16 protein-coding genes are annotated in these 25,164 nt (G+C 68.4%); 8 read left to right on the top strand and 8 right to left on the bottom strand.

Going from position 1 to position 25,164, the window contains the following annotated elements; all coding sequences use genetic code 11:
* Positions 1-97: 97 nt before the first annotated feature.
* Positions 98-12,481, top strand: a complete 12,384-nt coding sequence (locus VG561_RS11020; RefSeq protein ID WP_423179584.1) for a filamentous haemagglutinin family protein — start codon at positions 98-100, stop codon at positions 12,479-12,481.
* Positions 12,482-12,824: 343 nt separating this feature from the next.
* On the opposite strand, the gene VG561_RS11025 is transcribed toward VG561_RS11020, so the two are convergent.
* From VG561_RS11025 to gspH, 3 genes are read right to left on the bottom strand one after another with little or no spacing between them, the layout of a single operon-like run.
* Positions 12,825-13,439 carry a prepilin-type N-terminal cleavage/methylation domain-containing protein gene (locus tag VG561_RS11025; protein ID WP_134808948.1) on the bottom strand — a complete coding sequence of 205 codons (615 nt, stop codon included), beginning with the start codon at positions 13,437-13,439 and terminating at the stop codon, positions 12,825-12,827.
* Positions 13,436-13,786, bottom strand: a complete 351-nt coding sequence (gene gspI / locus VG561_RS11030; protein WP_219634480.1) for a type II secretion system minor pseudopilin GspI — start codon at positions 13,784-13,786, stop codon at positions 13,436-13,438. Before gspI ends, VG561_RS11025 begins: the two co-directional genes overlap by 4 nt.
* 8 nt (positions 13,787-13,794) lie before the next feature.
* Complete coding sequence (gene gspH / locus VG561_RS11035; protein WP_046430958.1) at positions 13,795-14,241, bottom strand: type II secretion system minor pseudopilin GspH; 447 nt, start codon at positions 14,239-14,241, stop codon at positions 13,795-13,797.
* A gap of 103 nt (positions 14,242-14,344) precedes the next feature.
* Here gspH and VG561_RS11040 point away from each other — a divergent pair, with 103 nt between their 5' ends.
* Complete coding sequence (locus tag VG561_RS11040) at positions 14,345-14,821, top strand: general secretion pathway protein (protein WP_014647359.1); 477 nt, start codon at positions 14,345-14,347, stop codon at positions 14,819-14,821.
* A 90-nt stretch (positions 14,822-14,911) separates the two neighbouring features.
* Here VG561_RS11040 and VG561_RS11045 read toward each other — a convergent pair whose 3' ends face one another.
* A complete protein-coding gene (locus VG561_RS11045; RefSeq protein WP_014647358.1) occupies positions 14,912-15,247 on the bottom strand; it encodes a hypothetical protein in 336 nt (111 codons plus the stop codon).
* Between the two features lie 201 nt (positions 15,248-15,448).
* On the opposite strand from VG561_RS11045, the gene VG561_RS11050 reads away from it, so the two are divergent.
* The 6 genes from VG561_RS11050 to VG561_RS11075 all read left to right on the top strand — a co-directional run bounded on the left by VG561_RS11050 (position 15,449) and on the right by VG561_RS11075 (position 22,232).
* Positions 15,449-17,065, top strand: coding sequence for a ShlB/FhaC/HecB family hemolysin secretion/activation protein (locus VG561_RS11050; protein WP_262093835.1), 1,617 nt, complete (start codon positions 15,449-15,451; stop codon positions 17,063-17,065).
* A 38-nt stretch (positions 17,066-17,103) separates the two neighbouring features.
* A complete protein-coding gene (locus tag VG561_RS11055) occupies positions 17,104-18,888 on the top strand; it encodes a MotA/TolQ/ExbB proton channel family protein (protein WP_262093837.1) in 1,785 nt (594 codons plus the stop codon).
* Between the two features lie 10 nt (positions 18,889-18,898).
* Positions 18,899-19,312 carry an ExbD/TolR family protein gene (locus tag VG561_RS11060; protein WP_005409874.1) on the top strand — a complete coding sequence of 138 codons (414 nt, stop codon included), beginning with the start codon at positions 18,899-18,901 and terminating at the stop codon, positions 19,310-19,312.
* Positions 19,313-19,351: 39 nt separating this feature from the next.
* Complete coding sequence (locus VG561_RS11065) at positions 19,352-20,017, top strand: cell envelope integrity protein TolA (RefSeq protein WP_126412395.1); 666 nt, start codon at positions 19,352-19,354, stop codon at positions 20,015-20,017.
* Positions 20,018-20,059: 42 nt separating this feature from the next.
* Positions 20,060-21,805, top strand: a complete 1,746-nt coding sequence (locus tag VG561_RS11070) for a putative porin (protein ID WP_262093839.1) — start codon at positions 20,060-20,062, stop codon at positions 21,803-21,805.
* 97 nt (positions 21,806-21,902) lie between these two features.
* Positions 21,903-22,232 carry a hypothetical protein gene (locus VG561_RS11075; RefSeq protein ID WP_005409871.1) on the top strand — a complete coding sequence of 110 codons (330 nt, stop codon included), beginning with the start codon at positions 21,903-21,905 and terminating at the stop codon, positions 22,230-22,232.
* An 8-nt stretch (positions 22,233-22,240) separates the two neighbouring features.
* On the opposite strand, the gene VG561_RS11080 is transcribed toward VG561_RS11075, so the two are convergent.
* The 4 genes from VG561_RS11080 to VG561_RS11095 all read right to left on the bottom strand — a co-directional run bounded on the left by VG561_RS11080 (position 22,241) and on the right by VG561_RS11095 (position 25,073).
* Positions 22,241-22,639, bottom strand: coding sequence for an OsmC family protein (locus tag VG561_RS11080; RefSeq protein WP_049404363.1), 399 nt, complete (start codon positions 22,637-22,639; stop codon positions 22,241-22,243).
* Positions 22,640-22,756: 117 nt separating this feature from the next.
* A complete protein-coding gene (locus VG561_RS11085) occupies positions 22,757-23,398 on the bottom strand; it encodes a hydrolase (RefSeq protein WP_032962577.1) in 642 nt (213 codons plus the stop codon).
* 55 nt (positions 23,399-23,453) lie between these two features.
* The gene (locus VG561_RS11090; protein WP_262093841.1) at positions 23,454-24,134 is read right to left on the bottom strand and encodes a hydrolase; all 681 of its coding nucleotides are present in this window, start codon (positions 24,132-24,134) and stop codon (positions 23,454-23,456) included.
* A 72-nt stretch (positions 24,135-24,206) separates the two neighbouring features.
* On the bottom strand, positions 24,207-25,073 hold the full coding sequence (locus VG561_RS11095; protein WP_014647351.1) for a pirin family protein: 867 nt from the start codon (positions 25,071-25,073) through the stop codon (positions 24,207-24,209).
* Positions 25,074-25,164: the final 91 nt, after the last annotated feature.

A 25,164-nucleotide genomic window follows, 5' to 3' on the forward strand; every position in this document is an offset into this window, starting at 1 on the left:
CGTCTCGCGTGAACCGTCTATCAGTGGCAGGGCATGCGTTGCGTGTGCCTCCCCGATCGTCGCCGCAGCTGCGGCCCACCAGGTTGATGAGGTTCCGATGTCGCACCCGCTCCCGTCCGCTGTTCATCCGGCCGCGTCGATGCGCCGCAATCATCCGATGGCGTGGGCCATCGCGGTCGCACTGGGGAGCATGGTAGCCCCGGCCAGCCAGGCGCAGCAGGCGTTCACTCCGGGCTGGTTCGCCGAACGGGGCGCGGCCCAGGGCAGCGCGGCACAGAGTGGCCGGATGCCCAACGGCGTGCCGATCCAGTTCCAGTTGCCGGCCCAGCAGCAGGATGCGGCACGGCAGAAGCTGCAGCAGTCGATCGACAATCTTGGCACTGCGGCACAGGCGATTGCCCTGCAGCAGCGCCTGCAGGAACAAGCCCGGCAGGCGCACCGCGAGGCTGGCTTCATCGTTGCCGATGGCCTCGGCAAGGACGGCCTGAGCGTCGACCAGAACCCGCTGACCCGTGGCTGGCTCAATGCGCGCGACGCGATCCAGTCGCAGGGCAGCGACGGGAGGGTGCAGGTCACGGTCGAGCAGACCGCGGACAAGGCGATCCTGAACTGGGAGACTTTCAACATCGGCGGCAACACCACGCTGAATTTCCTGCAGAACCCTGACTGGGCCGTACTGAACCGCGTCAACGATCCGCAGGCGCGGCCCAGCCACATCCTGGGCCAGCTGAAGGCCAGTGGCACGGTGTTCGTGGCCAACCGCAACGGCGTGGTGTTCGGCAACAACAGCCAGGTCAATGTACGCAATCTGCTGGCGGCTGCAGCACGGATCAGCGATGCGCAGTTCCGCGACAACGGCCTGTACAGCCCCGACGCCAGCAGCAGCGCGCTCAGCGATGCATTCGGCAAGGTGATGGTGGAGCGGGGCGCGCGCATCGCGACCCATGAGCCGACCAGTGCGACGCGCGGCGGTGGCTACGTGCTGCTGGCCGGGCACAGCGTGGACAATGCTGGCCAGATCGAAGCGCGCAAGGGCCAGGTGCAGCTCGCAGCAGGTGACAGTTTCGTGATCCGGCGCGGCGTGGGTACGGCCGCCAACACCAGTTCCACCACCCGCGGCAATGAAATCGCGCCGCGCTTCATTGCTGGCAGCACGGCTGGCAGCGTGCGCAATACCGGCCTGCTGCGCGCACTCGAGGGTGACGTGACCCTGGCCGGACGCAGCGTCGAGCAGGCCGGTGTGGCCGTGGCCAGCACCACGCTTGCACAGCGCGGCACCGTGCATCTTCTGGCCTCGGCCAGTGATGCAGGCAGCAGCGTCACGCTTGCTGACGGAGCCACCACGGCGGTGCTGATCGAGGACGATGGCAAGACCACGGTGCTGGATACGCAGCGCGACGCCCTAATCAAGGAATCGGCCGAGCAGGACGCGATCCGCGCTGGCGCGCGTTCGGCAACCTTCGACAATCTGTCCCAGCACAATGATCGCCGGGACCAGTCGCGGGTGGAGATCGTCTCGGGTGGCAACATCCATTTCAGCGCGGATTCGCTGACGGTTGCCACGGGCGGCCAGATCATCGCCGATGCGGCGGCCCGTAGCTACGTGGACGATGCCGCGCGCGTGGACGTGTCCGGCGCAGTGGGCGTGCAGGTGTCGATGGAGAGCAACAATGTCCAGGTCAAGGTGCAGGGCAACGAACTGCGCGATGCCCTGGACAACCGCGACAGCGGCAAGCTGACCAGCAGCGAAGTCTGGGTCGACCGCCGCAGGCTGGTCCACGTTCCGGCCGGTACCGGGGGCTACGAGGGTGAGCGCTGGTACGCCGCAGGCGGCCTGCTGGAAGTGGGGGGCTACCTCGACAACCAGGGGCACTCGATCGGCGAATGGGCTGCGCAGGGAGGCACCGTCCTGCTGGGCGGCAGGGAAGTGATCACGCAGGGTGGCTCACGCATCAACCTTGCCGGCGGCAGCCTGGATGTGCAGAGCGGCGTGGTCCGGCAGAGCTGGGTGCGCGGCGTTGATGGCCAGGTCTACCGTCTTGATGAGGCGCCAGCGGAGATGCTGTTCGATGGCCTGTACAGCGGCCATGAAGTGAAGCAGGAACGCTGGGGCATCACCGAGACCTTCCGTGATCCGATCGTATTCGCGGCGCAGCGGGTCGATAACGGGTACACGGTCGGCCGCGATGCAGGACGGCTGATCGTCTCCGCACCGACCGCGGTGCTGGATGGAAAGGTTGAGACTGCAACCTTCCAGGGCGCGCAGCAGAACCGCAGGCCGGATGCCGCGCGGGATGGCTATGCACAGGCGCAGACGGCGGTCGCGCGCAATGCGCAGTTGTACCTGGGGCGCTACGACGGCCAGGGCCGCAGTGGTGTGTTCGGCTCGGATGTGCGCCTGGGTGACAAGGCTCCGACGAAGACGGCGTGGTCGCTGGCGGCTCCGGTCAACGAGGAGCGGCGTGACACGGTGTGGCTGGATATTGCAGAGCTGAGTGCCCAGCAGTGGGGGCGGATCGACCTGGCGACCGCCGATCGCATCCGCATCGACGGCAGCCTTCGGCTTCAGGCCGGCGGGCAGCTCAACCTGACCGGCAGCGAGGTGGAGCTGGCAGGCGACATCGGCATTGCCGGCGGCCAGTTGTCGGCGGGCAACCTGCTGGATGTCCAGGGCCGGCCGACGGCGCTGCTGCACGATGGCCGCGCCCGCACCGTCATTGCCGACGGCACGCGGATCGACCTCTCCGGCGAATGGAGCAACGCCTCACTGGCGATGCCGCGCGACGCGAGCGGTGCCTGGACGGATGGCGGCCGCCTGAGCCTGGGCAACAGTCATGACGTGGCCGTGGGCGCCAAGGCAACGGTTGACGTCGAGGCCGGTGCTGCGCTGGACCTGCGCGGCAAGGCCCATATCGGCAAAGGCGGCAGCGTCAGCCTGCAGGCGAACAGCAGTACGGTGACGACCGACGGCAGTGGCCGTGTGCAACTGGGTGAGGGAAGCCGGTTCAGTGGTCGAGGACAGGGCGGTGGTTCTTTCTCGCTGGGGACCGGTGGCCAGGTGCGGGTGGGCGATGCGGACCTGGCGGGCGCGTCGCTGCGACTGGACCCCGGCCTGTTCGGCAGTGGCTTCGCGCAGTACGACATCAATGGCCACCACGGCGTGGAGGTGGCCGATGGCGCGCGGCTGGTCGCTGCCCTGCCAGGCCTGCGCCTGACCCAGGACGCGCCGATGGCGACCGACCGGGCGTCCGCACTGGCGGCGTGGGACGAACCGCTGTACAGCGCCGATCCGTCGAGCGGGCGCGTCAGCCAGCGCGCGGGTGCGAGCATCAGCCTGCGTTCGGAGCGCAACAGCGTGGGCGGTGACCTGCGGGTCGGCAAGGATGCACTGGTGGCGGTCGATCCAGGCCAGACGATCTCGCTGCTTGGTGCGGGCAACATCGATGTTGAAGGCACGCTGCGCGCGAAGGGCGGACGCATCCTGATCGACGATGTGCGCCCGGAGAACGCGCTGTACGCCGGGCAGCGCACCGAACGCACCTGGCGTTTCGCCGAAGGCGCGCTGCTGGATGCCGATGCAGACGCGATTTCGCTGCCCGATTCCAGCGGCCGTCTGCGCGGGCAGGTGCGCGCGGGTGGACGCATCGAGATTGGCGGGGCGCTGGACTGGGAGACCACCGCGTTCGTCGACAACCGACCACCGGAAGCCTTCGTGGTGGTCGAACGCGGTGCGCGCCTGCAGGCGCGGGGTGCGTCGGCCGAGCTGGACGTCGACGGCCAGGGCCGCGTGCGCGTGGACAGCGATGGCGGGCAGATCGTGCTGCGCTCGGCCAATGCGCTGTACCTGGACGGCGGGATGGACGCGGCCGCCGGTGGTGCCGGCGCACGCGGCGGCACCCTGGGGTTGGCCTTTGGCGGCAGCATCCATGCACGTGGCGCCAGCGGGGAGGTACTGCGGTCACGTGCGATCACCCTCAGCCAGCACAGCGCACCGGGGCAGCCACTGCCGGCCACATTGGAGTATGGCCACGCCGCGTTGTCGGTCGAGCAGCTGCAGGCTGGCGGTTTCGACAATCTGTCCGTGTTCGGTGACATCCGCGCGGTCGGCGACGTCGACCTGCGCCTGGCCCAGAGCCTGCGCATCCACGGCCAGGGTACTTCGAGCCTGGGCATGGCCATGGATGCCGGGCCATCGTCGGGGCTGCGACTGAGTGCGCCCTACGTTCGCCTGGCGCAGGCACGCTGGCGCCAGATGCCGGGCGAGAACCTGCAGGGCACCGCCGCGGTCGCTTCGTCCGGGCCGGAAGATCACGCGCTGGCGGTGCAGGCCGGGCTGATCGACATCCGCGACGTCACCTGGCTGCCGGGTTTCAAGCATGTGGCGCTGGAAAGCCGCAGTGACGTGCGCCTGACCAACGGCATTGCCAGCAGTGGCAACACCAGCGCGTTGATGACGGCTGGTTCGATGGACGTGACCGCTGCGCGCCTGTATCCCACCACAGGCGCGGTCGGCACGCTGGTGGCCGGCGCGTCGGCGCAGACCGTGCAGACCGCTGATTACTGGTCCGATCCGGATGCCGTGCTGCGCATCCACGGCACCGGTGCGGCCACGAAGCCGGCGCCGGAATCGGCGCTGGGTACGCTTCGCCTGGTGGCCGCCACGGTGCGGCAGGGCGGCAACGTACAGGCGCCGATGGGCACGCTGCAGCTGGGTGGCCTGATCCAGAACGGAACCGTCGGCAGCCGGGTGGAACTGCTGCCAGGCAGTGTAACCTCGACCAGTGGCGCCGGCTTGTCGCTGCCCTATGGTGGCACCGTCGATGGTGTTGACTGGCGGGTCGGTACGCGCAGCCTGGGTTCGCTGACGCCGGCCGGCATCTCCTCGATGGGGGTGACACTGAAGGCCAACGAGATCGATGTGGCGCCGGGGGCCCTGCTGGACATGTCCGGCGGTGGTGAGCTGACCGGCGCCGCCTTCGTGTCAGGACGCGGTGGCTCTGTCGACGTCCTGCGTACGGCGTTGGCCGACGCCAACCCGCGCTACGGGTTCAGTGCGTCGGGCAACCCGGTGTACGCGATCGTACCGGGACGCGCCGGGGCGTTCGCCCCCAGTGGCGAAGAAGGGTTCGCAGCTCCGGCGGTGGGCCAGCAGATCACCGTGCCGGCTGGCGTGCCCGGCCTGGCGGCCGGCACCTACACGCTGATGCCGGCAAGCTATGCGCTGCAGCCCGGCGCATTCCGGGTGGAGCTGGGCGCCACCGGCACCTCCGGCATCGTGCAACCGATTGCGACCGGCACCGGCACCTGGCGTGTGTCCGGGCAGCAGCGCACGGCGCTGGGCGCGGCAATCTCGCCGTTGCTCACCGACATCCTGCTGACTCCCGCGGCCGTGGTACGCCGGCACTCGGGCTACAACGAAACCTCCTACAACAGCTTCGCGCAATCGGTAGCTGACCGCCGCGGCGAGTCGCGTGGCTGGCAGACCATCGATGCGCTCGGGTTGACCCTTGCGCTGGGCGAAGGTGCAGGTCGTGCAGCAACGCCTGCCATCCGCTTCGCCGGCACCGCGCGGTTCGCGGCCGCCACCGACAAGGGGCGTGGTGGCACGCTGGCAGCCACGTTGGCGAGCCCGGCGGTCGGTTCGCTGGAGATCGTCGATGGCAGCGCGCCATCGCAGGCGCGTGATCGCGGCGCCACCTTCAGCGACGACGCGCTCAATGCCTTCCTGCCGGCGCGAATGATGATCGGCGGGCAGTTCAACCAGGAGGCCTCGCAGGTGGCGGTGACCGGCCAGGCGCGCAGCGTGGCGATCCGTTCCGGCGTCACCTTGAACGCACCGGAAGTGCTGGTGGCAGCGGCCTCCGGTGGCAGCGGCGTGCTGGTCGAGGCCGGTGCGACCCTCGATACACTGCCGTTCGCATCCGCCAACGCGAATGCCAGCGCGACCCTGCCTTACCAGGTCTCCGGCGGCCTGCTGGCGGTGTCCAACCAGCGCCTGAACCTGATCACAGGCACCACCGGGGTGGAGGCCGGTCCGGTGGCGATCGACATCGGCGGATGCCAGGCGGCGTGCGACGGCCAGACGCGGCTGGTTTCCGATGGCAGCATCGCGGTAGCGACCGATGGCGCGCTGCAGATGCGCGACTCGGCCAGCTATGGCACCCGCCAGCTCGGCCTGAGCATGGCGGCGCTGAACCTCGGCAGTGCCGAAGCGATCGCCCAGGCCGCTGCGGCCGGGGCGCTGCCCAGTGGCATGACCATGAACCAGTCCGTGCTGCAACAACTGCTGCGCGGCAATGATGCGACCGGCGCGCCGGCGCTGGACACGTTGAGCCTGGTCGCGCGGGAGTCTGTCAACGTGTTCGGCAGCGTCTACCTGGATGCGCGCGACAGTGCCACCGGCCGCAGTGGCCTGCAGACGCTTGTGCTCGGTGCGCAGGCCATCCGCGGCTACGGTGCGGCGACCGACCGCGCGCGCATCCTGGTGGACACGCTGGTCTGGGACGGCTCATTGGCGGCGGGCCAGGTGCCCGGCAGCGACGCGACGGTGCCGCCGGCCGATCCGATGGTGGACCGGCTCGGGGCCGGGCAACTGGACATCGTCACCCGGCAGCTGCAGCTGGGGCGGGCGCCATTCAGCCGTCCCAGCTCTGAAGTACCTGCGAACCGGCAGGTGCTCGGCTTCAGTGCGCTGAACCTGAGGGCTTCGGAGCAGCTGTCTTTCTCCGCGCAGGGCACGCTGGACGTATTCCAGCAGCGTGGCGACTATCTGGCCGACAAGGGGTGGCAGTACAGCGGAGGCAACCTGGGTATCGATACACCGCTGTTGGCCGCCGATCCCGCCGCGCAGCTGCGCGTGCGCACCGGCGGCGACTTCCGCCTGCAGGGGGGCGCCGGCAAGACGGGTGGCGATGCACTGGGCAGTGAGTTGAGCATCGACGCCAACCGGATCGCGCTGGACAGCACGGTCGCGCTGGCGTCCGGACGGCTGTCGGCGAACGCACGCCAGGGCATCACGCTTGGCAGCCGGGCCGAGTTGGATCTGGCCGGACGCAAGGTCTCGCTGTACGACGTGGACAAGTTCAGCTGGGGCGGCGATGTCCTGCTGTCCAGCGACACGGGTGACATCCGCGCCGATGCGGCCTCCCGCATCGATGTTTCCGCACGCAACAACCGCGGCGGACGCCTGACGGTCACCGCAATGGCCGGCCGAGCCGATCTGGCCGGTGTTCTGCAGGGTGCCGCCACTGGTCGCTACGATGCCGGTGGCACGCTGGTGCCCTACGACGGTGGCGAACTGGTGGTGCGGGCACGCCAGCTGCAGGACTTCGCCGGCCTCAACCAGCGATTGACCGCCGGCGGCGTCGTCGGCGGTCGCAGCTTCCAGATCGGTGAGGGCGATCTGCGGATCGGCGACGAAGTGAAGGCGCGCCGGGTCGATATCAGCGTCGATGCGGGCAGCCTGACCGTGGCCGGCCGCATCGATGCCAGCGGCGAGCAGGTCGGCAGCATCCGCCTGTACGCCCGCGATCAGTTGCAGGTGGACGGCACTTTGGACGCGCACGGTACCGGCCTGCGCGTGGACAGCCATGGCAAGATCATCGACAGTCCCAACCGGGCCATCATCACGCTGGGCAGCGTCGAAGGTGCCGTCGGCCTGGGCAGCGCGGCGCAGCTGGACCTGCGTGCGGGCAGCGACGTTGCCGTTGGTGGACGTCCTGGCCAGAACGATGGCACCCCGCGCGGCACGCTGAAGATCGATGTGCCGCGGCTGGGCAGCAACGACGCGGCGATTGCCGCGGCCACCGGCCTGCGCATCGATGGCGCGGCCGACATCCAGCTCAATGGTGTTCGCCGCTACGACGATGCGCCCCTGGCAACCACCGCTGACGTGCGCGGCAACCGCGCGCAGCTGGTCACCCAGCAGTGGCTGGACCGGGTGGTCGATCCGCACAGCGTGGCCTGGATCGATGGTGCGCTGGGCAACGCGGATCTGCAGCAGCGCACGCGGGCGCTGGGCGCTGTCCGCCTTCGTCCCGGCGTGCAGGTGCTGGCGCGGCGCAGCGACGCCAACCCGGACGGCGACCTGACCATCGCCGGCGACATCGATCTGTCCGGCTACCGTTACGGCCCCGATGCCAACCGCGCCGATCCATCGCGGCGTGGCTTCGGCGAATCGGCCTCGCTGGTGCTGCGCGCCGAAGGCAACATCAACGTCTACGGCAGCATCAACGATGGGTTCGCAGCGCCGCCGTCCACGCCGGATGAGGGCGGCTGGCAGCTGTACGAGGGCCGCAATGGCAGCGCGGGGCACACCCCCTTTGGCGGTGGGCTGGTGGTGCCGGTGGACGGAGTGAAGCTGCAGCCCGGCACCGAGTTCCAGGCCGGCACCCGCCTGAACTATGACGTGCCGGTCGAATCGGTAACGCTTCCGGTCGGTACCGTGCTGCCCGCGCCGATGGTGATCTCGCAGAACCTGCGGCTGCCTGCAGGCACGGTGCTGGGTGCGGCGGTGACCACCGACTCCGGGCAGACGCTGGCCGCAGGCACCGTGCTGCAGGAGCCGCTGATGCTGGCGGCCGGTGCGCGGCTGGGAGCCGGCTTCCGCCTGCGCAGTGCGGTACAGATGGCGGCACAGGAGTGGCCCGCCGGCGCGGTGCTGCCGGTTGCGCTGCGCCTGGCACGCGAAGTCGCGCTCAAGGTGGGCGCGTACATCCCGTCGTTGACCAAGGTGGAGCTGCCCGGCGACGCGCCGGTGAATCTGAGGCCGGCCGATGCCGGCGGCAACCAGGGGCGCAACTGGGCGCTGGCGCCGATGCTGGCCGAGGGCACCACCTCCTGGGACCTGACCGTTGTTGCCGGTGCCGATGCCGGGGCAGCCGACCCACGCAGCCGGCGCTGGGGCAGCGAAGGCAGCGTCGTGCTGGCCGATGCCCACCAGGGCTCGATCGGCACGGTCAAGACGGAAATCATCTGGGTGGGGGATCGCGCGTTGACCGAGCAGGCATCGTTGGACTGGATCGGCGACACCTCCTATGCAGGCCGTCCGATCGCGGAGCTGGCCGACATGTTCGGCTTCACCGAAGACGAGTTCTGCGCGATGTCGGCCGACTACTGCGGCCCGGCACCCCGCCAGGTGGCCGCGCAGGGCTCGCTGGATTACTGGGGCGACGAGTCCTACGCAGGCACTCCTGCGAAGGACTTCGCCGCGATGTTTGGCATGACCGAAGACGAGTTCTGCAGCACCGCGCCCACCTACTGCGCCGGCGGCGGCACGCAGACCGAAGTGACCACTTACGGCAAGCGCGCAGGCACGCCGGCGTGGAGCGTACTGCGCACCGGCAGGGGCGACATGGAACTGCTCGCGGCCGGTGACGTCGTGATGAAGTCAGGCTTTGGCGTCTACACCGCCGGCACTCCCGCCGCGCTGGGTGGGGGCCGCGACGCTGCCTTCAATTCGCCCCGTGCAGCGGCCCCTTGGAACACCGCAGTGCTGGGACCGAACCTGGTGCCGGGCAGCTATGACGCCGCGATGGCAGGCTACCAGGCCTGGTATCCGGATCATGGTGGCAACCTGCGCGTCGAAGCCGGGCGCGATATCGTCGGCGACGCCTGGACCGCGCGCGCAGAGTCGGGCAGCAGCGATCGCGACTGGGCGCTGTACTCCAGTGCCGCGGTCGGCAACTGGCTGTGGCGGCAGGGTACCGGCGGCACCACTGGGGTGGAGCCGGTGCCGACCAGCTGGTGGGTGAACTTTGGCGCCTACACCAACGTGTCCGCTGCCGCTGGCGCCTCTCCACGGATGGTTGGTTTCACCGGCTTCGGCACATTGGGCGGGGGCAACCTGACGCTGGAGGCCGGGCGTGACGCCGGCGTGCGCGATGCGATAGGTGACGCGTTGGTCTCGACGATCGCACCGCGCTCGGGTGCGATCATTGCTGCGGTGGGATCGACCGGCCGGGTCAGCGATGGCCAGCTGCACCTGACCGGCGGCGGCGACCTGCAGCTGCGTATCGGTGGCGCGCTGAATCCGAACCTGCAGGCGACGATCTCCAGCCTCAACCCCTCCAGGGCGGGACAGAATCTCGACCTCAACGGTACCTTCAGCAACCTGCGTGGGAGCCTGCAGCTCGATGCGGGGCGCATCGGTGCAATGGGCGTCACCCTGGAAAGCTACGCGACGCTGGGTAAGCAGCGGGCGGCAGACCTGTTTGCGCCTGACGCCGCCCGCGCGATGGGCGGGCCGGTGCTGGTGCTGGGCGACGCCGCCGCGCAGCTGCAGGCGCGGGGCGATGTGGTGCTCGGCGGCGTCGCCGATGCCGGCCGGGTTCCGCTGGCCAACTACAGCGCGGTGCTGCAGGATGACGGCGCGCGCGCTGCAGGCAGTACGTGGTTCTCCCTGTGGACCGCCAACACGGCCGTGGATCTGTTCAGTGCCGGTGGTGACCTCGCGCCAGGCCTCGCCGGGCCGGAAAACGTGACGGGCAGCAATCTGTGGCGGGAGCAGGTCCAGCTTGTTGTGCGTGGCGGCGATGATCTGCTGAATTACTGGCTCTATCCTTCGCGCTTCAGCGCGATTGCTGCGCAGGGTGACATCAAGCTGGACCGGATCAGCACCACGACGGGGACGCAGGATGTGATTCTGCTGGCACCCTCGGCGACAGGACGGCTGGACGTCCTGGCCGGCGGAGGCATCTTCGCCCAGCCTGGCGCGACCCAGATCGCGCGCTCGGCCAGTGACGCGCGCCTGCCGGGACCGTTCGACCCGGCATTCATGGCCGAGCAGGGGGATTCCGCAGGCAATGTGACCCGCTCGCGGCACAACCTGTCCGTCGACGGCAACACGGCATCGCCGGCGGGGTCGCTTCCACTGTTCGCATTCGGTCCGAATACGCCGCTGTCCACTGTGTCTGCGGCACTGGCGCCGAGCCGCTTCTACGCGGTGCAGGGCGACATCATGGGTCTGGCCACCGGCGCCCAGCGCACGCTGAATGTCAACGCGGGGCAGCGCACGCAGCTGAACTGGTTCGAGGCCGCCGGCGCCGTGCAACTGCGGGCAGGCCGGGACATCCTCGGGGTGTCGATGACCGCGTTGAACACCGCACCCAGCGACATCACGGTGGCGACGGCGGGCCGCGACATCGTGCATCTGAATGCGACCATTGCCGGCCCCGGCAACGTCGAGATCAGTGCCGGCCGCCAGCTGCGCCAGGAGGATGCGGGCAGCATCGCCAGCCTCGGTGGCATCGTGCAGGGCGACACCCGTCCCGGCGCCAGCATCGCGCTGACGGCCGGCAACCAGCAGATCGATTTCGCGGCCCTGCGTGCACGCTATCTGGACCCTGCCAACCTTGCCGATCCCGCGCAATCGCTTGCTTCGCAGCCGGGCAAGGCAGCCAAGGTGTACGACCAGGAACTGAAGCAGTGGCTGCAGCGACGCTTCGGCGTGGCGGCCGAGGGCGACGGGGCGCTGGCCGCGTTCGATGCGCTGCCGCAGGAACAGCAGCGCATCTTCCTGCGCCAGGTCTATTACGCCGAGCTGCGCGAAGGTGGACGCGAGTATACCGATGCAGAAGGGCCCCGCTTCGGCTCCTACCTGCGCGGGCGCGAAGCCATCGCCACGCTGATGCCGGACAGGAATGCGGCCGGTGCGACGATCGACCGTACCGGCGATATCGTGATGTACGGTGGCTCCGGCGTGCGTACCGAGGCGGGCGGCAACATCGAACTGATGGCACCGGGTGGGCAGATCGTGATCGGTGTGCAGGGCGTGGTGCCACCTGCCAGCGCCGGCCTTGTCACCCAGGGGCAAGGTGATATCCGGCTGTTCAGCCAGGACAGCGTGCTGCTCGGCCTGTCGCGGGTGATGACCACCTTCGGTGGCGACATCCTGGCGTGGTCGGAGCAGGGTGACATCAACGCCGGTCGTGGTTCGCGGACGACGTTGCTGTACACGCCACCGCGCCGCGTCTATGACGGCTGGGGCAATGTGATCCTGTCGCCGCAGGCCCCGGCCAGCGGTGCCGGCATCGCGACGTTGAACCCCATTGCCGAAGTACCGCCGGGCGACGTCGACCTGATCGCACCGCTGGGCACCATCGATGCGGGCGAGGCCGGTATCCGCGTCTCGGGCAACATCAACCTGGCGGCGCTGCAGGTGCTCAACGCGGCCAACATCCAGGTGCAGGGCGAGAGCAAGGGCCTGCCGGTGCTGGCATCGGTGAACGTCAATGCGCTGGCCTCGGCCAGTGCGGCAGCCAACAGCGCCAGCCAGGCGGCACAGGATGTGATGCGCAAGAGCCAGGACGAGGCACGGCGCAACCAGCCGTCGGTGATCAGCGTGCAGATTCTGGGCTTCGGCAGTGGTACCAGCGCCATCAATCCGCCGGCGCGTGGCAACACTGCCAACAGCGGTTATGACGCCAACAGTGCCTTCCAGTTCCCGCAGGCAAGGCGCGACGAGGGCACGCAGCGCCGATAGGTGCCGTCCTTGGTCGGCACACGTTGCTGCCCACCAAGGTCGGCAGTAGATCCACGCCATGCGTGGATGCGACCGGGCCAGCCGCCACGGAACGGCAGCGGCCCCAGCCAGGATGGCACGGACGGCAGGGAGCGGCCATCAGCGGTGAGGACCACCGACACGGCGCCGCCGGGCGCAGGAGCGCGCCCGGCGGCAGGCTCGGCAGTAGGTCCACGGCATGCGCGGATGCCCGGACCAGCCTCAGTGCCGACCAACGGTCGGCACCCACCAGGGCAGGCCGGGCAGTAGAAGCCGCTCGGCAGTAGATCCACGCCATGCGTGGGTGCTTTGCCTGGGAGGAATCCTAAAGCTCCAGCACGCGCCGGTAGCTCAACGGTCCACGCCCGTCACGCAGGCCCAGCCGCAGTTCCAGCCCGGTGGCCGGCAGCACCTCGCCCTCGCTCGGCAGCATCGCCCAGCCGGCCCCGGGCTGCCAGGCGCGCACCTCGAACCGCTGCACATCCTTTGCCACTGCAATGCCTTCCGAAGGAACCGGCGCGGGCAGAGGATAGCGGTCCGTCGCCGTACCGCTGGCGCGCCATAGCGTGTTGCCTTGCCGCCACCAGCGCACCCGCTGCCAGCGCAGCCCATCACTGTCGACGCTGCGGGTGATCTCCAGCGCAAAGCTTCCATCCGGATGCCGTTCGCTCACCAGTGAAGGGGGTAGCAGGCGCTGAGGCTGATCCGCCGGGCGCACCGCGCCGTTCATCAGCGCATCGTCGGCACGCATCTCGATATCGCGCTGGAACTGCTGCAGCACGCGCAGTGCCGTCGTGGTCTCGGCATCGGCCCGGCGCAGGCGCTGGTCGCTGCTGGCCACGCTGTCGAGCGCTCGCCAGCAGATCAGCGCCAGCACGCCCATGATGGTGATCGCGATCATCACCTCGATAAGGGTGAAGCCTGCGGCGGTACGCTTCATTGCGCCGCGGTCCACGGCAGCTGCATCCGCGCCAGCGACTGCCGCGGTGCATCTTCGGCAGCCACGCTGAGTTCCAGTTGCGGCTGTCCGTCACCCCCCGTGCCGATATGCTGCAGCACCAGGAAACTGCTTCGCCCCTGCACGCAGCGCAGTCGTGCATCCTGCGGCGGCTGCCCGGCCAGGCGCAGCTCCTGCCAGCGGTCCTGCGCGCACAACAGCGCCAGGCGACGGTCGCGCAGGCGTGACTGATCGTCGGTGGCCACCGCGACCGAGCGCATGACCGCAGCCAGCGCAATCGAAACGATCGCCAGTGCGATCAGCACTTCGATCAAGGTGAATCCGCGCATGTTCCGCTTCACTGCACGACCTGCAACTGTCCGCTGCCATCGTCACGAAGACGCAGCTGGCGGCCCTGCAACGACAACGTCAGTTCCCATGCCACGCCGATCCACTCCGGGCTCAGTTCAACCGGGGTGGCCGGCTGCACAACGATGCCGGCCGGTTGCCATGACTGTGGGCGCAGCAGGTCGTCGCGTTGCACGTCCACCCAGCGGGTGCCTTCGCGCCTGCTGAACCGGTAGCCGGCGGCGTCGGCCTGCCAGCGCAGGGGGCGGCCATCGATGCGGGCCTCGTCGCGCGCCACCTGCAGGCGCTGCGCCAGTCGTTCGGCCTCCTGCCGCAGCTGGCGCGCGGGGTCGAGCAGGCCGCCCAGGCCCAGGCCGATGCCCGCCGTGCAGATGCCGATGATCACCAGCACCACCATCAGTTCCAGCAGGGTGAAACCACGCGGCACGTGCTGCATCGACGTTGCCTCCTGTCCAGGTCGATGCCTGCCAGCGTAGGCCCGCATGATGAAACAAAAGCGTCAGCGGCGGCTGCTAGCGTGGGCGGACACGAACGTGGCGATGGTGCGGAACATGGATGGCAGGCGCTGGGATCGCAATCGGATGTTGACCCTGCTGGCGGCCACCCTGCTGCTGGCGGTGGTGGCCTATTGGAGCGTCACCCTGTCTGCGGTGGCGCCTGCGGCGGCGGCCAGCGAAGCGCATGCCGATGCGCCGGCCCGGCCGCTGTTCGATGCGGTGGCCAGTCTGCCGCTGGTGCGGCTGCTGTCGCCCGGTGCGGTGCAGACCGAGGTGGTCGTGCTGGGTGTGATGGCGGGTGACCACGCGCCCCTGGCCCTGTTGTCGGTGGATGGACGCCCGCCGGAGGCTTACGCGCCCGGCCAGCGGCTGGGGCCCTGTACGGTGCTGGCCAGCATCAGCGCCAACGCGGTGGAACTGAACCAGGCTGGGCAATCGCGCAGCCTGCCGGTGCCCGCGCTGCCACCGGTGCCGAACGATGGCATCGTGCCGGCCGCTCCGCAGGGCGGCGCTCGGTAGAGCCGAGCCCGCGCTCGGCTGCCTCTGCATGGCTGTTGAACGGTGTGCAGGCGCAGCCGGGCGTGGGCTCGGCTCTGCAGATGCATGGGTTCATCGCGCCGGACGCTGCGGTACCACGGACCGCCCGAAGGCATCGCCCATGCGTTGCCGCGTGCCTTCCAGGTTGTACTGCATCAGCTGGTTGCCGGGCTGCCGCATCAGGCGTTCGGCATCCGGCAGCGCCGCTGACTTCGCCGATTTCGGCGCCGGCGCCAGCCTGCGTTGCAGGCATTCCCACGCGGGGATGCGCTCGCCGTTGACCTGTACTTCGATGCACGGCGCAGCACCGTCCTGCTTCTTCGCCTCTCCGGCCCAGGCCGATGGCAACGCCAGCAACAAGGCAAGGGCGAGGGCAGGGCGAAGGCCCGCCTTCAATGGCTCACTCATCTCGAATCTCCTGCAACAACCGACGCTCTGCAATGAAGACGTGTGGCGAGGGCAGTCTACGCCGGCGAGTGCTCTGGCGCTGTCACAAGATGACAGTGCTGTCACAAAACTGGTGGCGGTTTTGACGCGACGTGCACGTCCTGTTGGTAGACCCACGCGCCGCTCCCTGGCCACTCCCTCCGATACGACGCGATGCCTTCGATGACTCCTGTTCCGTGCCGAGCCGTCCGCTTTCCGTTGCGCCTGCATCCGCTGGTGCTGGCGCTGGCCGCGATGCCGCTGCCATTGTTCGCGCAGGAGGCAGCGCCTGCGCCCAGCGTGAACATCAATGAATACATCGTGCGCGGCAACACCGTGCTCGATCCGCGTCAGATCGAACGGGCGGTAGAGCCGTTCCTCGGCCCGGGCAGGACCCTGGCCGATGTCGAGAAGGCGCGCGATGCGGTCCACGCGCTGTACCAGCAGGCGGGCTACCAGTCGGTCTACGTCGAACTCCCCGAGCAGCAGGTCAGTGGCGGCGTGGTGCTGCTGAAGGTGCAGCAGACGCCGATCGGCCAGCTGCGCGTGGTCGGCACCCGCCACGAATCGCCCGACCGCATACGCGATCGCGTACCGGCACTGGCCGAGGGCAAGGTGCCGGACTTCGACCAGGCCCAGAAGGAACTGACCGCACTGAACGAAGGCGGGCGTCGCCAGGTGATGCCGCTGGTGCGCGAAGGCCAGGTGCCGGGCACGATGGATGTGGACCTGCAGGTCGAGGAGAAGTCGCCGTGGCGTGCCAGCGCGTCACTCAACAACGACCACAGTGCCGACACCGAGAAGCTGCGCCTGAGTGCGTCGCTGGCCTACGACAACCTGTGGAAGCGCGGGCACAGCGCCAACATCGGCGTGTACCTGGCGCCGGAAGATACAAAGCAGGCCAAGGTGTTCTCGGCCTCGTACACGATGCCGTTCGAAGGCACGCCGTGGAGCCTGGAAGCCTCCGGCTACAGATCCGACAGCCGCGTGTTGAATGCAGGCGGGCAGGTCGGTACAGGCACCGGCACCAACGTGATCGGCAACGGCCATTCGATCAGCCTCAAGCTCAACTACCGCCTTGCCGGCAGCAGCCAGTGGTGGCGCCAGCTCAGTCTCGGTGTGGATTTCAAGGACACCGAGGAAGACACGCAGATGGGCAAGGACAGCCTGAAGACACCGTTGAAGTATGCGCCGATCACCCTGGCCTTCGTCGGCGTGCGCCAGGGCGAGCAGGATCAGCTGAGCATCAACACCCAGCTGGTGGCCGGTACCCGCCGCCTGTTCGGTTACGGCAGCGACGCCACCGCGTTCGGGCAGAAGCGCTACTGGGCTGACCCGAGCTTCGTGGCCTTCAAGGCCGACGTGGCCAACACCCACACCTTCAGCAATGACTGGCAGTGGTATGCGCGTGGCTCGCTGCAGGTAACCGATGCGCCACTGGTGTCGGCCGAGCAGTTCGCTGCTGGCGGCATGTACACCGTGCGTGGCTACCTGTCGGCCGAGGCGATCGGCGACTACGGCGGCCTGGCCAGCCTGGAATGGCGCACCCCGGCGTGGTCGCTGTGGAGCGGCACCGATCTGCGTGTCTACAGCTTCGCCGACGCGGCCTACCTGCGCCTGCGCCGGCCGCTGCCCGAGCAGCGTGAAAAGTACAACCTGGCCTCGGTCGGCCTGGGCGCGCAGCTGCGCCTGGGTGAACACCTGCAACTGCGCCTGGACTACGCCTGGCCTTATGCCGATGGCCCGGTCACGCGCAAGGACGACCCGCGCCTGCATTTCAACATCAGCACCAGCTACTGACCCTTCCCTTGAACATGCGTTCTCCGGAGACCCTTCGCATGGACCGTTTGCTTTCCCGAGTGTTGCTGCTGCTGGCCGCGCTGGTTGCGTTGCCTGCGGCTGCGGCCGATGCCAATTGGTGGCAGGCCGAATGGAAATACCGCAAGCCGATCACCGTAGACGCGGGCCCGCAGGGCGCGGGCCTGGCCGGTGACCCGGGCCGCACGCCACTGCTGCTGCGGCTGCATACCGGCAACTTCGGCTTCGACGGCACCCAGGATGCGGGCAACGACCTTCGCTTCGTCTCGGGTGATGGCCGTACCGTGCTGGCCCACCAGATCGAGCAGTTCGATCCCACGCTGGGCCTGGCCCTGGTCTGGGTGGACCTGCCGGCGGTCAGTGCCGCCGCGCCGCAGACCATCTGGATGTACTACGGCAATGAAAATGCCCCGGCCAGCGGCAACGGCCAGCAGGTGTTCGATCCGGACTACACGCTGGTCTACCACTTTGCCGAGGCCAATGCGCCGGCACGCGACACCACCGCCTATGGCAACAATGCCGGTGCGGTGGTGCCGCCGTCGGAAGGCGCGGTGATCGGCCGCGGCGTGCAGCTGGGCGCCGGCTCGCTGCCGCTGCCGGCCAGCGCATCGCTGGCGCAGGAGGCGGGCGCGCCGCTCACCGTTTCGGCCTGGATCAAGCCGGGCAGCAACAATGCGGCTCAAGCCATCTACGCCCGCCGTGATGGTGCTTCCGAACTGGTGCTGGGCATCGAGAACCGCGTGCCGTTCGTGCAGCTCAATGGCCAGCGCAGCACGCCGGCGCAACCGATTCCGGAAGGGCAGTGGGCGCATGTTGCACTGACGGCAGAGAAGGGCGCGTTGCAGCTGTACCTCAATGGGCGCGTAGCTGCCCAGCTGAGCGGTGCGCTGCCGGCGCTGGCCACCGCGCCGGTGGTCGGCGCCGATGCGCCGGGCGCGGCGCAGCCGCTGGCCAACTTCGAAGGTGCCCTGGACGAGTTGCGCATTTCGCGGGTGGCACGTCCGGCCGCGCTGCTGCTGGCCGACGCCACCGCTCAGGGCGCCGACTCGCGCCTGGTCAGCTACGGCGCCGACGAGCAGTCCGCCGGGCAGAGCCACTTCGCCTTCATTCTCAAGGCGATGCCGTTCGATGCCTGGGTGGTGGTCGCCATCCTTGGCCTGATGATGCTGCTGTCGTGGGCGATCATGATCGCCAAGAGCCGCCACTTCGGTCGTACCAGCAAGGCCAATGCGGTGTTCACCCAGAGCTTCGGCAAGCTGTCCGGCGTACCGCTGCGCACCCTGTCCGACATGGACCGCCAGGGCAAGGCGCCGACCGCCATGCACGATGGCTCGTTGTGGCGCATCTACCAGGTGGCCATCGATGAAATGCAGCAACGCCACCAGCGCGATGGCAACAGCGGCTACCTCAGTGGTGCCACCATCGCGGCGATCCGCGCCTCGATGGATGCAGTGATGGTGCGCGAGCAGGAAGCGATGGCGCGGCGCATGAACTGGCTGTCGACCACCATCGAAGGCGCGCCCTACGTGGGCCTGTTCGGCACCGTGATCGGCATCATGCTGGTGTTCGTGGTTGCGGCAATGGCCGGCGCGGTGGACATCAACTCGGTGGCACCGGGCATGGCCGCGGCGCTGCTGTGTACTGCCGCCGGCCTCGGCGTCGCGATCCCGGCGCTGTTCGGCTACAACTACCTGGGCGCGCGTGCCGAAGCGATCGGTGCGGACATGGCGGTGTTCATCGACGAATTCGCCGCGCGCCTGGCCGAAGAGCAGGACGGGCGCGGCCCGGCCGCGGTCCAGGGCTGAGGGGCGCGCCATGGGCCAGAAGGCGAAGTTCGGCATCAAGAAGCGCGAGAAGGGCATCAACGTGACGCCCTTCGTCGATGTGCTGCTGGTGGTGCTGGTGATCTTCATCCTGACCAGCAACGCTTCCATCCCCGGCATCGAGGTCAACCTGCCGAAGGCCAGCAACAGCGTTGCGCTGGAGAAGCCGAAGACCAAGGCGATCACCATCGACCCCAGCGGCCAGGTGTTCCTGGATGCCTACCCGGTGACGATGGCCGAGCTGGAAGACCGGTTGCGGACCGAGCGCGCGACCACGCCGGACTTCCCGGTGATCGTGCGCGGTGACGCACAGGTGCAGTACGCCCGCGTGGTCGAGGTGCTGGACCTGCTGCGGCGGCTGGAGCTGGCCCAGGTGGGCCTGGTCACCGGCAAGGCGCAGGGCTGAGGCATGACGGCCCATCAACCCCCTCGGCCGGAGCCCGGCATGCGCGGTCGCCAGTTTCTGGTGACTGTCGCGCTGGTGCTGGCCGCGTTGCTGGTGCTCGGCATCGCCGTGTGGTGGATGCTGTTCAAGGACACCGCCAGCACCCGTCGGCCGGTGGTGCAGCCGCCGATGTTGGCGCTGCCGCCAGCGCCTCCGCCACCCCCGCCGCCGCCGGAAAAGCCGCCGGAGCCAGAAACGCCGCCGGAGGAGACGATGCCCGAACCGGAGCCGCTGGAGCAGCCGACGCCGGCTGAAGAGCCGGCACCGACTCCGGACAATGCCGATCCGGTGACGATGAACGCCGATGCGCAGGCCGGCGGTGACAACTTCGGCATCCAGTCCGGCAATGGTGGCGGTTCGTCCGGCGTCGGTCGCGGCGGTGCCGGCAATGCCACCTATGGGCGCTACCTCGGCTACCTGATGCAGCAGGCAATCTCGCGCGACGACAAGGTCAAGCGCCTGGCGTTCCAGCTGCAGGTGAATGTGTGGCTGGCCAGCGATGGCCGCCTGGAAAAGGTCGAGCTGGTGCGTGGCAGTGGCAACGAGGAGGCCGACGCGGCCGTGCTCGATGCACTGCGTCGCATCGGCAAGGTCGACCAGGCACCCCCACCGTCGCTTGATTTCCCTGCCCGCGTCCTGATCCAGGGCCGCCGGCCCGGGGCCTGATTCCCGACCTCCGTGATTTCCCTTCTTTCGATGAGAACCGTGATGAACGACCACGTCCGCGCACGAACCGATTCCCGCCGCCCGCGGCCGGCCCGACGGGCGCTGCTGTGCTGCGCCGTGCTGCTCAGCCTGGCCGCCCCGGCCGGTGCGATGGCCGCTGAAACCACCATGGTCAAGCTGATCAAGGGCCTGATCGCCAGCGGCGCACTGAAACCAGAAGACGGCCAGGCATTGCTGGTGCAGGCCGAGGCCGAAGCGGCGGCCGCCCAGCGCAGCGCAGCCACCGCGACCTCGGCCGCCAGTGGCGGTGTCGCCCTGGAGGCCGGCGACGTGCGCGTGCCCTACGTGCCGCAGAGCGTGCGCGACGGCATCCGTGACGAAGTACGCCAGGACGTGATGGCGCAGGCCAGGTCCGAGGGCTGGGCGGCACCGAACGAAGTGGCTGAGTGGACCAAGCGCATCAAGGTCACCGGTGACATGCGCGTGCGCAGCGAATCGCGCTTCTTCTCCGAACGCAACAGCGATATCGTGAGCAACTGGTCGTCGATCAATTCCGGCAACGGCTTCGACACCAACACCAACACCAACCTGCAGCTGCCACCACTGCTGAACACCCGCCAGGACCGCCGCAACCTGTGGCGCATCCGCGCCCGCCTGGGCATCGAGGCGACCATCGGCCAGCACACCACGGCCGGTGTGCGCCTGGCCAGCGGCAGCAGCAATGGCCCGGTGTCGACCACCGAGCAGCTGGGTGGCGGCCTGAGCAAGAAGGATGTATGGCTGGACCAGGCATGGCTGGCCTACAGCCCGGCCGACTGGGTGACGGTGCGTGGCGGCCGCTTCGGCAATCCGTTCTGGACCAGCGACACGCTGTTCTCCAACGACCTCAACTTCGATGGCCTGGCCGCCAACCTGCAGTACGACTTCGGCGGCGGTGACCTCGGCCTGTTCGGTAATCTGGCGGTGGTACCGCTGGAGTACACCTCCGACAGCGCGCCCAGCCAGAGCCGGGTCAAGACCCCGAACGAGAACAAGTGGCTGTCCGGGGCGCAGGTGGGCGTGAACTGGCGCTTCAATGACGACAACGCGCTGCGCGCGGCACTGGGCTACTACGACTTCAAGAACATCAGCGGCCGCCTGTCCTCGCCGTGCGCGCTGTATGCGGGCGCGGTGGGCTGCGACACCGACTGGTCGCGTCCGGCGTTCATGCAGAAGGGCAACACCCTGATGCTGATCCGCGACATCGCGCGCAATCCGCTGGATCCGGCCAATACGCCCACCCCGCAGTATGTCGGTCTGGCCTCGGCATTCCGCCTGGCCACGCTGAACCTGCGCTGGGATACGCAGCTGGCCCAGGACGTCGGCCTGCGCCTTGAAGGCGACTACATCCGCAACCTGGCCTATGACAAGCAGGCGATGTTCAGTCGCGCCAACAACGGCATCGTCAACAACTACGGTGCCGGTGGTGCCGCCAGCATCGACACCTTCCGCAGCGGCGACACGGCATGGATGCTGCAGGCCACCTTCGGTGCCACCGAGCTGAAGGAGAAGGGCCAGTGGCAGGCGCTGCTGGGCTACAAGCACATCGAGGCCGATGCGCTGCCGGATGCCTACAACGATCCGAACTTCCACCTCGGCGGCACCAACGCCCGCGGCTACTACGTGGGCGGTGCCTACGCGCTGGATGCGCGCAGCTGGATCAGCGGCAAGTGGATGGCGGCCAAGGAAGTGTCCGGTGCGCCGCTGTCGATCGACGTGTTCCAGCTGGAGTTCAATACCGGCTTCTGAGTGACGGCGTGATGCGGATCACGTAGTGCGTGGCGGGGGCGCAGCGATGCGCCCGTCTAGGGAAAGGAGACCACGCGTTGTTCAAAAGGAGGAGTGGATGAGCCGTCGCAAGCTGTTCGAGAGTCCCGAACCGTCCAGCCAGATGCTGGGTGTTGGACCGGCCTATGTTTCCGTGGAGGGCCTGCGCCAGCACCTGGCCGAGTTCCTGCTGTACGCGGGCCGGCCGGTGGTGATCATGCGCGGGCGCAGCGAAGTGGGCTACTTCCTGCCGGCGCGCTGCTGGCGCCAGCGTGACGATGATCCGCTGGCGGCCGCTGCCGCCGACCAGCTGCTGGATGCCGCCGGGTTCCAGGCCGAAGACATCCAGCAGGTGGAGCAGGAATTCAACGCGATGCGCCAGCGCACGGTGCTGCATTCACGGCGCTGAGCCCTCTGTTACGCCGCCGCCCCACGCTCACTGGTGATGCGTGCACCTTCGCGCATCACCAGGGTCACCGGGGTCTTTTCCACCACCTCCAGCAATCGCTGCCACTGCGCATCGCTCAGCTCGGCACTGGCATGCAGCACGCGGTGCACGTGGAGGCGTCCGTCCTCGTCACGTTCCGAGCGCAGCTCGGCATGGAACTCGCCCAGGTCCCAGCCCTTGCGCTGCGCGTACATGCGCAGGGTGATGGCGGTGCACGCCGCCAGCGAGGCCAGGTACAGGTCGAACGGCGCGAAGCCCTTGCCCTGGCCGCCCAACGAGGCAGGCTCGTCCGCATCCACATCGAAGCTGCCATTGCTGATGTGGTGCAGGTAATTGTCGGCGGTCGAAACAATGCGTGCGTAGGCCATCACATTCTCCATCTATCCATGGCGTCGAGCCACGCTCGATTAAACCCACTGTAGCGTCGAGCCGTGCTCGACGGCTCCCCAAAGGCGGCGCCAGCCAGGACCGGCGCCGCCACCCGGTTACTCGGTACGATCGTACGAGAACTGGATGCCCGCCGTACCGCCGGTTTCAATGAAGAGGTTCATGAAGGCCGGCACCGTTTCCGAACGGGCCCAGTCGCGCTGCAGCTCGCAGAACAGCTGCGGCACGCTGATCAGCTGGCCGCCGGCCTGTTCGATGCGGCGCAGCGCGGCATCGTGCGCGGCCAGCGAGGTGCCGCCGACGGCGTCGACCACCACATACACCTCATAGCCTTCCTTCAACGCATCCAAGGCCGGGAAGGTCAGGCAGGCCTCGGTCCACAGCGCGGTCATGATCAGCTTGCGGCGGCCGGTGGCTTCCACCGCCCTGCGGAACTGGACGTCTTCCCAGGAATTGATGGTGGTGCGGTCGTAGGTCGGATAGTCACCCAGCACCTGGCGCAGCTGCGGAATCGGCGGCTTGTTCAGGCCGGTCTTGACGTTCACCGTCGAATGCACGATCGGCAGGCCATAAGCCACTGCGGCTTTGGCAGTGCCGACGATGTTGTTGACCAGCAACTGGCGGTCCATCGAAGCAATGGAGTTCACCTGCACCGGCTGGTAGTCGATGATGATGAAGGCGGAGTTCTGCGGGGTCAGCAGATGATCGCTGGCCGGGTCGCGGATCGGTTCACTGGACATGATGGGTCTCCGGTTGAGAGGCGTGCCGACAGCGGGCCGGCACCCCGGGCGTAGGTCAGCTGCGCTGCGAATCCAGCGGCTCGTGGTTCTTCTGCACGTCCTGCGCCTTCAGGTAGCTTTCGATCAGCAGCTGGTAGTTCGGGAAGATCTTCGTGTAGACCTCGGCCCATTGCTGGGCATCGTCGCGGTTCCAGCTGCGCTGGATCTCCGAGGCCACCGCGGCGGTGTCCATCGGCACCACGCCGGCCTGCACCACCCGGGCCAGGGTGATCTCCTCGGCCATCTTCGAATAGGTGCCCGAGGCATCGATGACCGCGAACACCTGATAGCCATCGGCAACGGCGGCAATGGACGGGAAGGCCATGCACACGCTGGTGATGGTGCCGGCAATGATCAGCTGCCTGCGGCCGGTGGCCTTCACTGCGGCAACGAATTCCGGATTGTCCCATGCGTTGATCTCGCCCTTGCGCGCCACGTACTGGGCATGCGGGGCTGCGTCGTGGATCTCCGGGACCAGCGGGCCGTTCGGGCCCTGCGGAACAGAGGCAGTGGTGATCACCGGCATCTTTGCCAGCGTGGCCATCCTGGCCAGCGCGGTGGCGTGGGCGCGCACGCGGGTGAACGGCATGTCACCGATGGTCTGGAACAGGCCGCTCTGATGGTCGATCAGCAGCATCGCGGCGTTGTCCGGATCGATCACCGGGCGGGCACCGTTGAAGTTGGCGGGGGTACTCATGGTCAGTCTCCTGGAAAAAGCGGGCGATGGCCCGGAGGGTGCGGCGGGCCATCGCCCGCCGCTTTGAAACGATCAGTGCGCGATCTGGCCGAAGCGGCCGCTGTTGAAGTCGTTGACCGCCTGCGCGATCTCGGCCTGGCTGTTCATCACGAACGGGCCATAGCCCACCACCGGCTCGTCGATCGGCTCACCGCTGAGCAGCAGTACGGTGGCGTCGCTGTCGGCGTCGACGAACACGTCCTCGCCGCTGCGGTCGAAGGTGACCAGCTGCGCTTCGCCGACCGGCTGGCCGCCGTTGATCCGCACCGTACCCTTCAGCACCACAAGCGCCAGCGTGCGGCCCTCGGCCACCGGCAGGTCGGTGTGGTGGCCCTGCTGCAGGCGGATGTCCCAGACATCCATCGGCGTGTGGGTGCGCGCCGGGCCGGCATGACCGTGGAAGCGGCCGGCGATGACCCGCACGCGGCCGGCGCCATCGGGCAGATCCACCGAGGGAATCTCTGCGTCGAGCAGGGTCTGGTAGCCCGGTGCGCCCATCTTGTCGCGCGCCGGCAGGTTCACCCACAGCTGGACCATGTCCAGCGTGCCGCCGCGCCTGCTGAATTCCGGCGTGTGGAATTCCTCGTGGAGGATGCCGGAGGCAGCCGTCATCCACTGCACGTCACCCGGGCCGATGGTGCCGCCGGCCCCGGTCGAATCGCGGTGGGCGACCTCACCCTCATAGACGATGGTGACGGTCTCGAATCCGCGATGCGGATGCTGGCCGACGCCACGCGGCGTATTGCTGGGGGCGAAGGTGTACGGGCCGGCGTAATCCAGCAGCAGGAACGGGCTGAGGTGCTGGCCGTGGGTGTTGTAGGAAAACATAGAGCGGGCGGGGAATCCGTCGCCCACCCAGTGCGGGCGTGGGGCGCTGTAGGTACCGGTGACACGCTTCATGGCGATCTCCTGGCCGGGGCTGCCGGCCGCTGTTCTTCGTTGCGAAGACGATATCGCCGTGACAATAAGGCCGGTAGACGCCAGTATTTGC

The sequence above is a fragment of the Stenotrophomonas sp. CASM110 genome (assembly GCF_049384345.1).
GTDB lineage: Bacteria > Pseudomonadota > Gammaproteobacteria > Xanthomonadales > Xanthomonadaceae > Stenotrophomonas > Stenotrophomonas muris.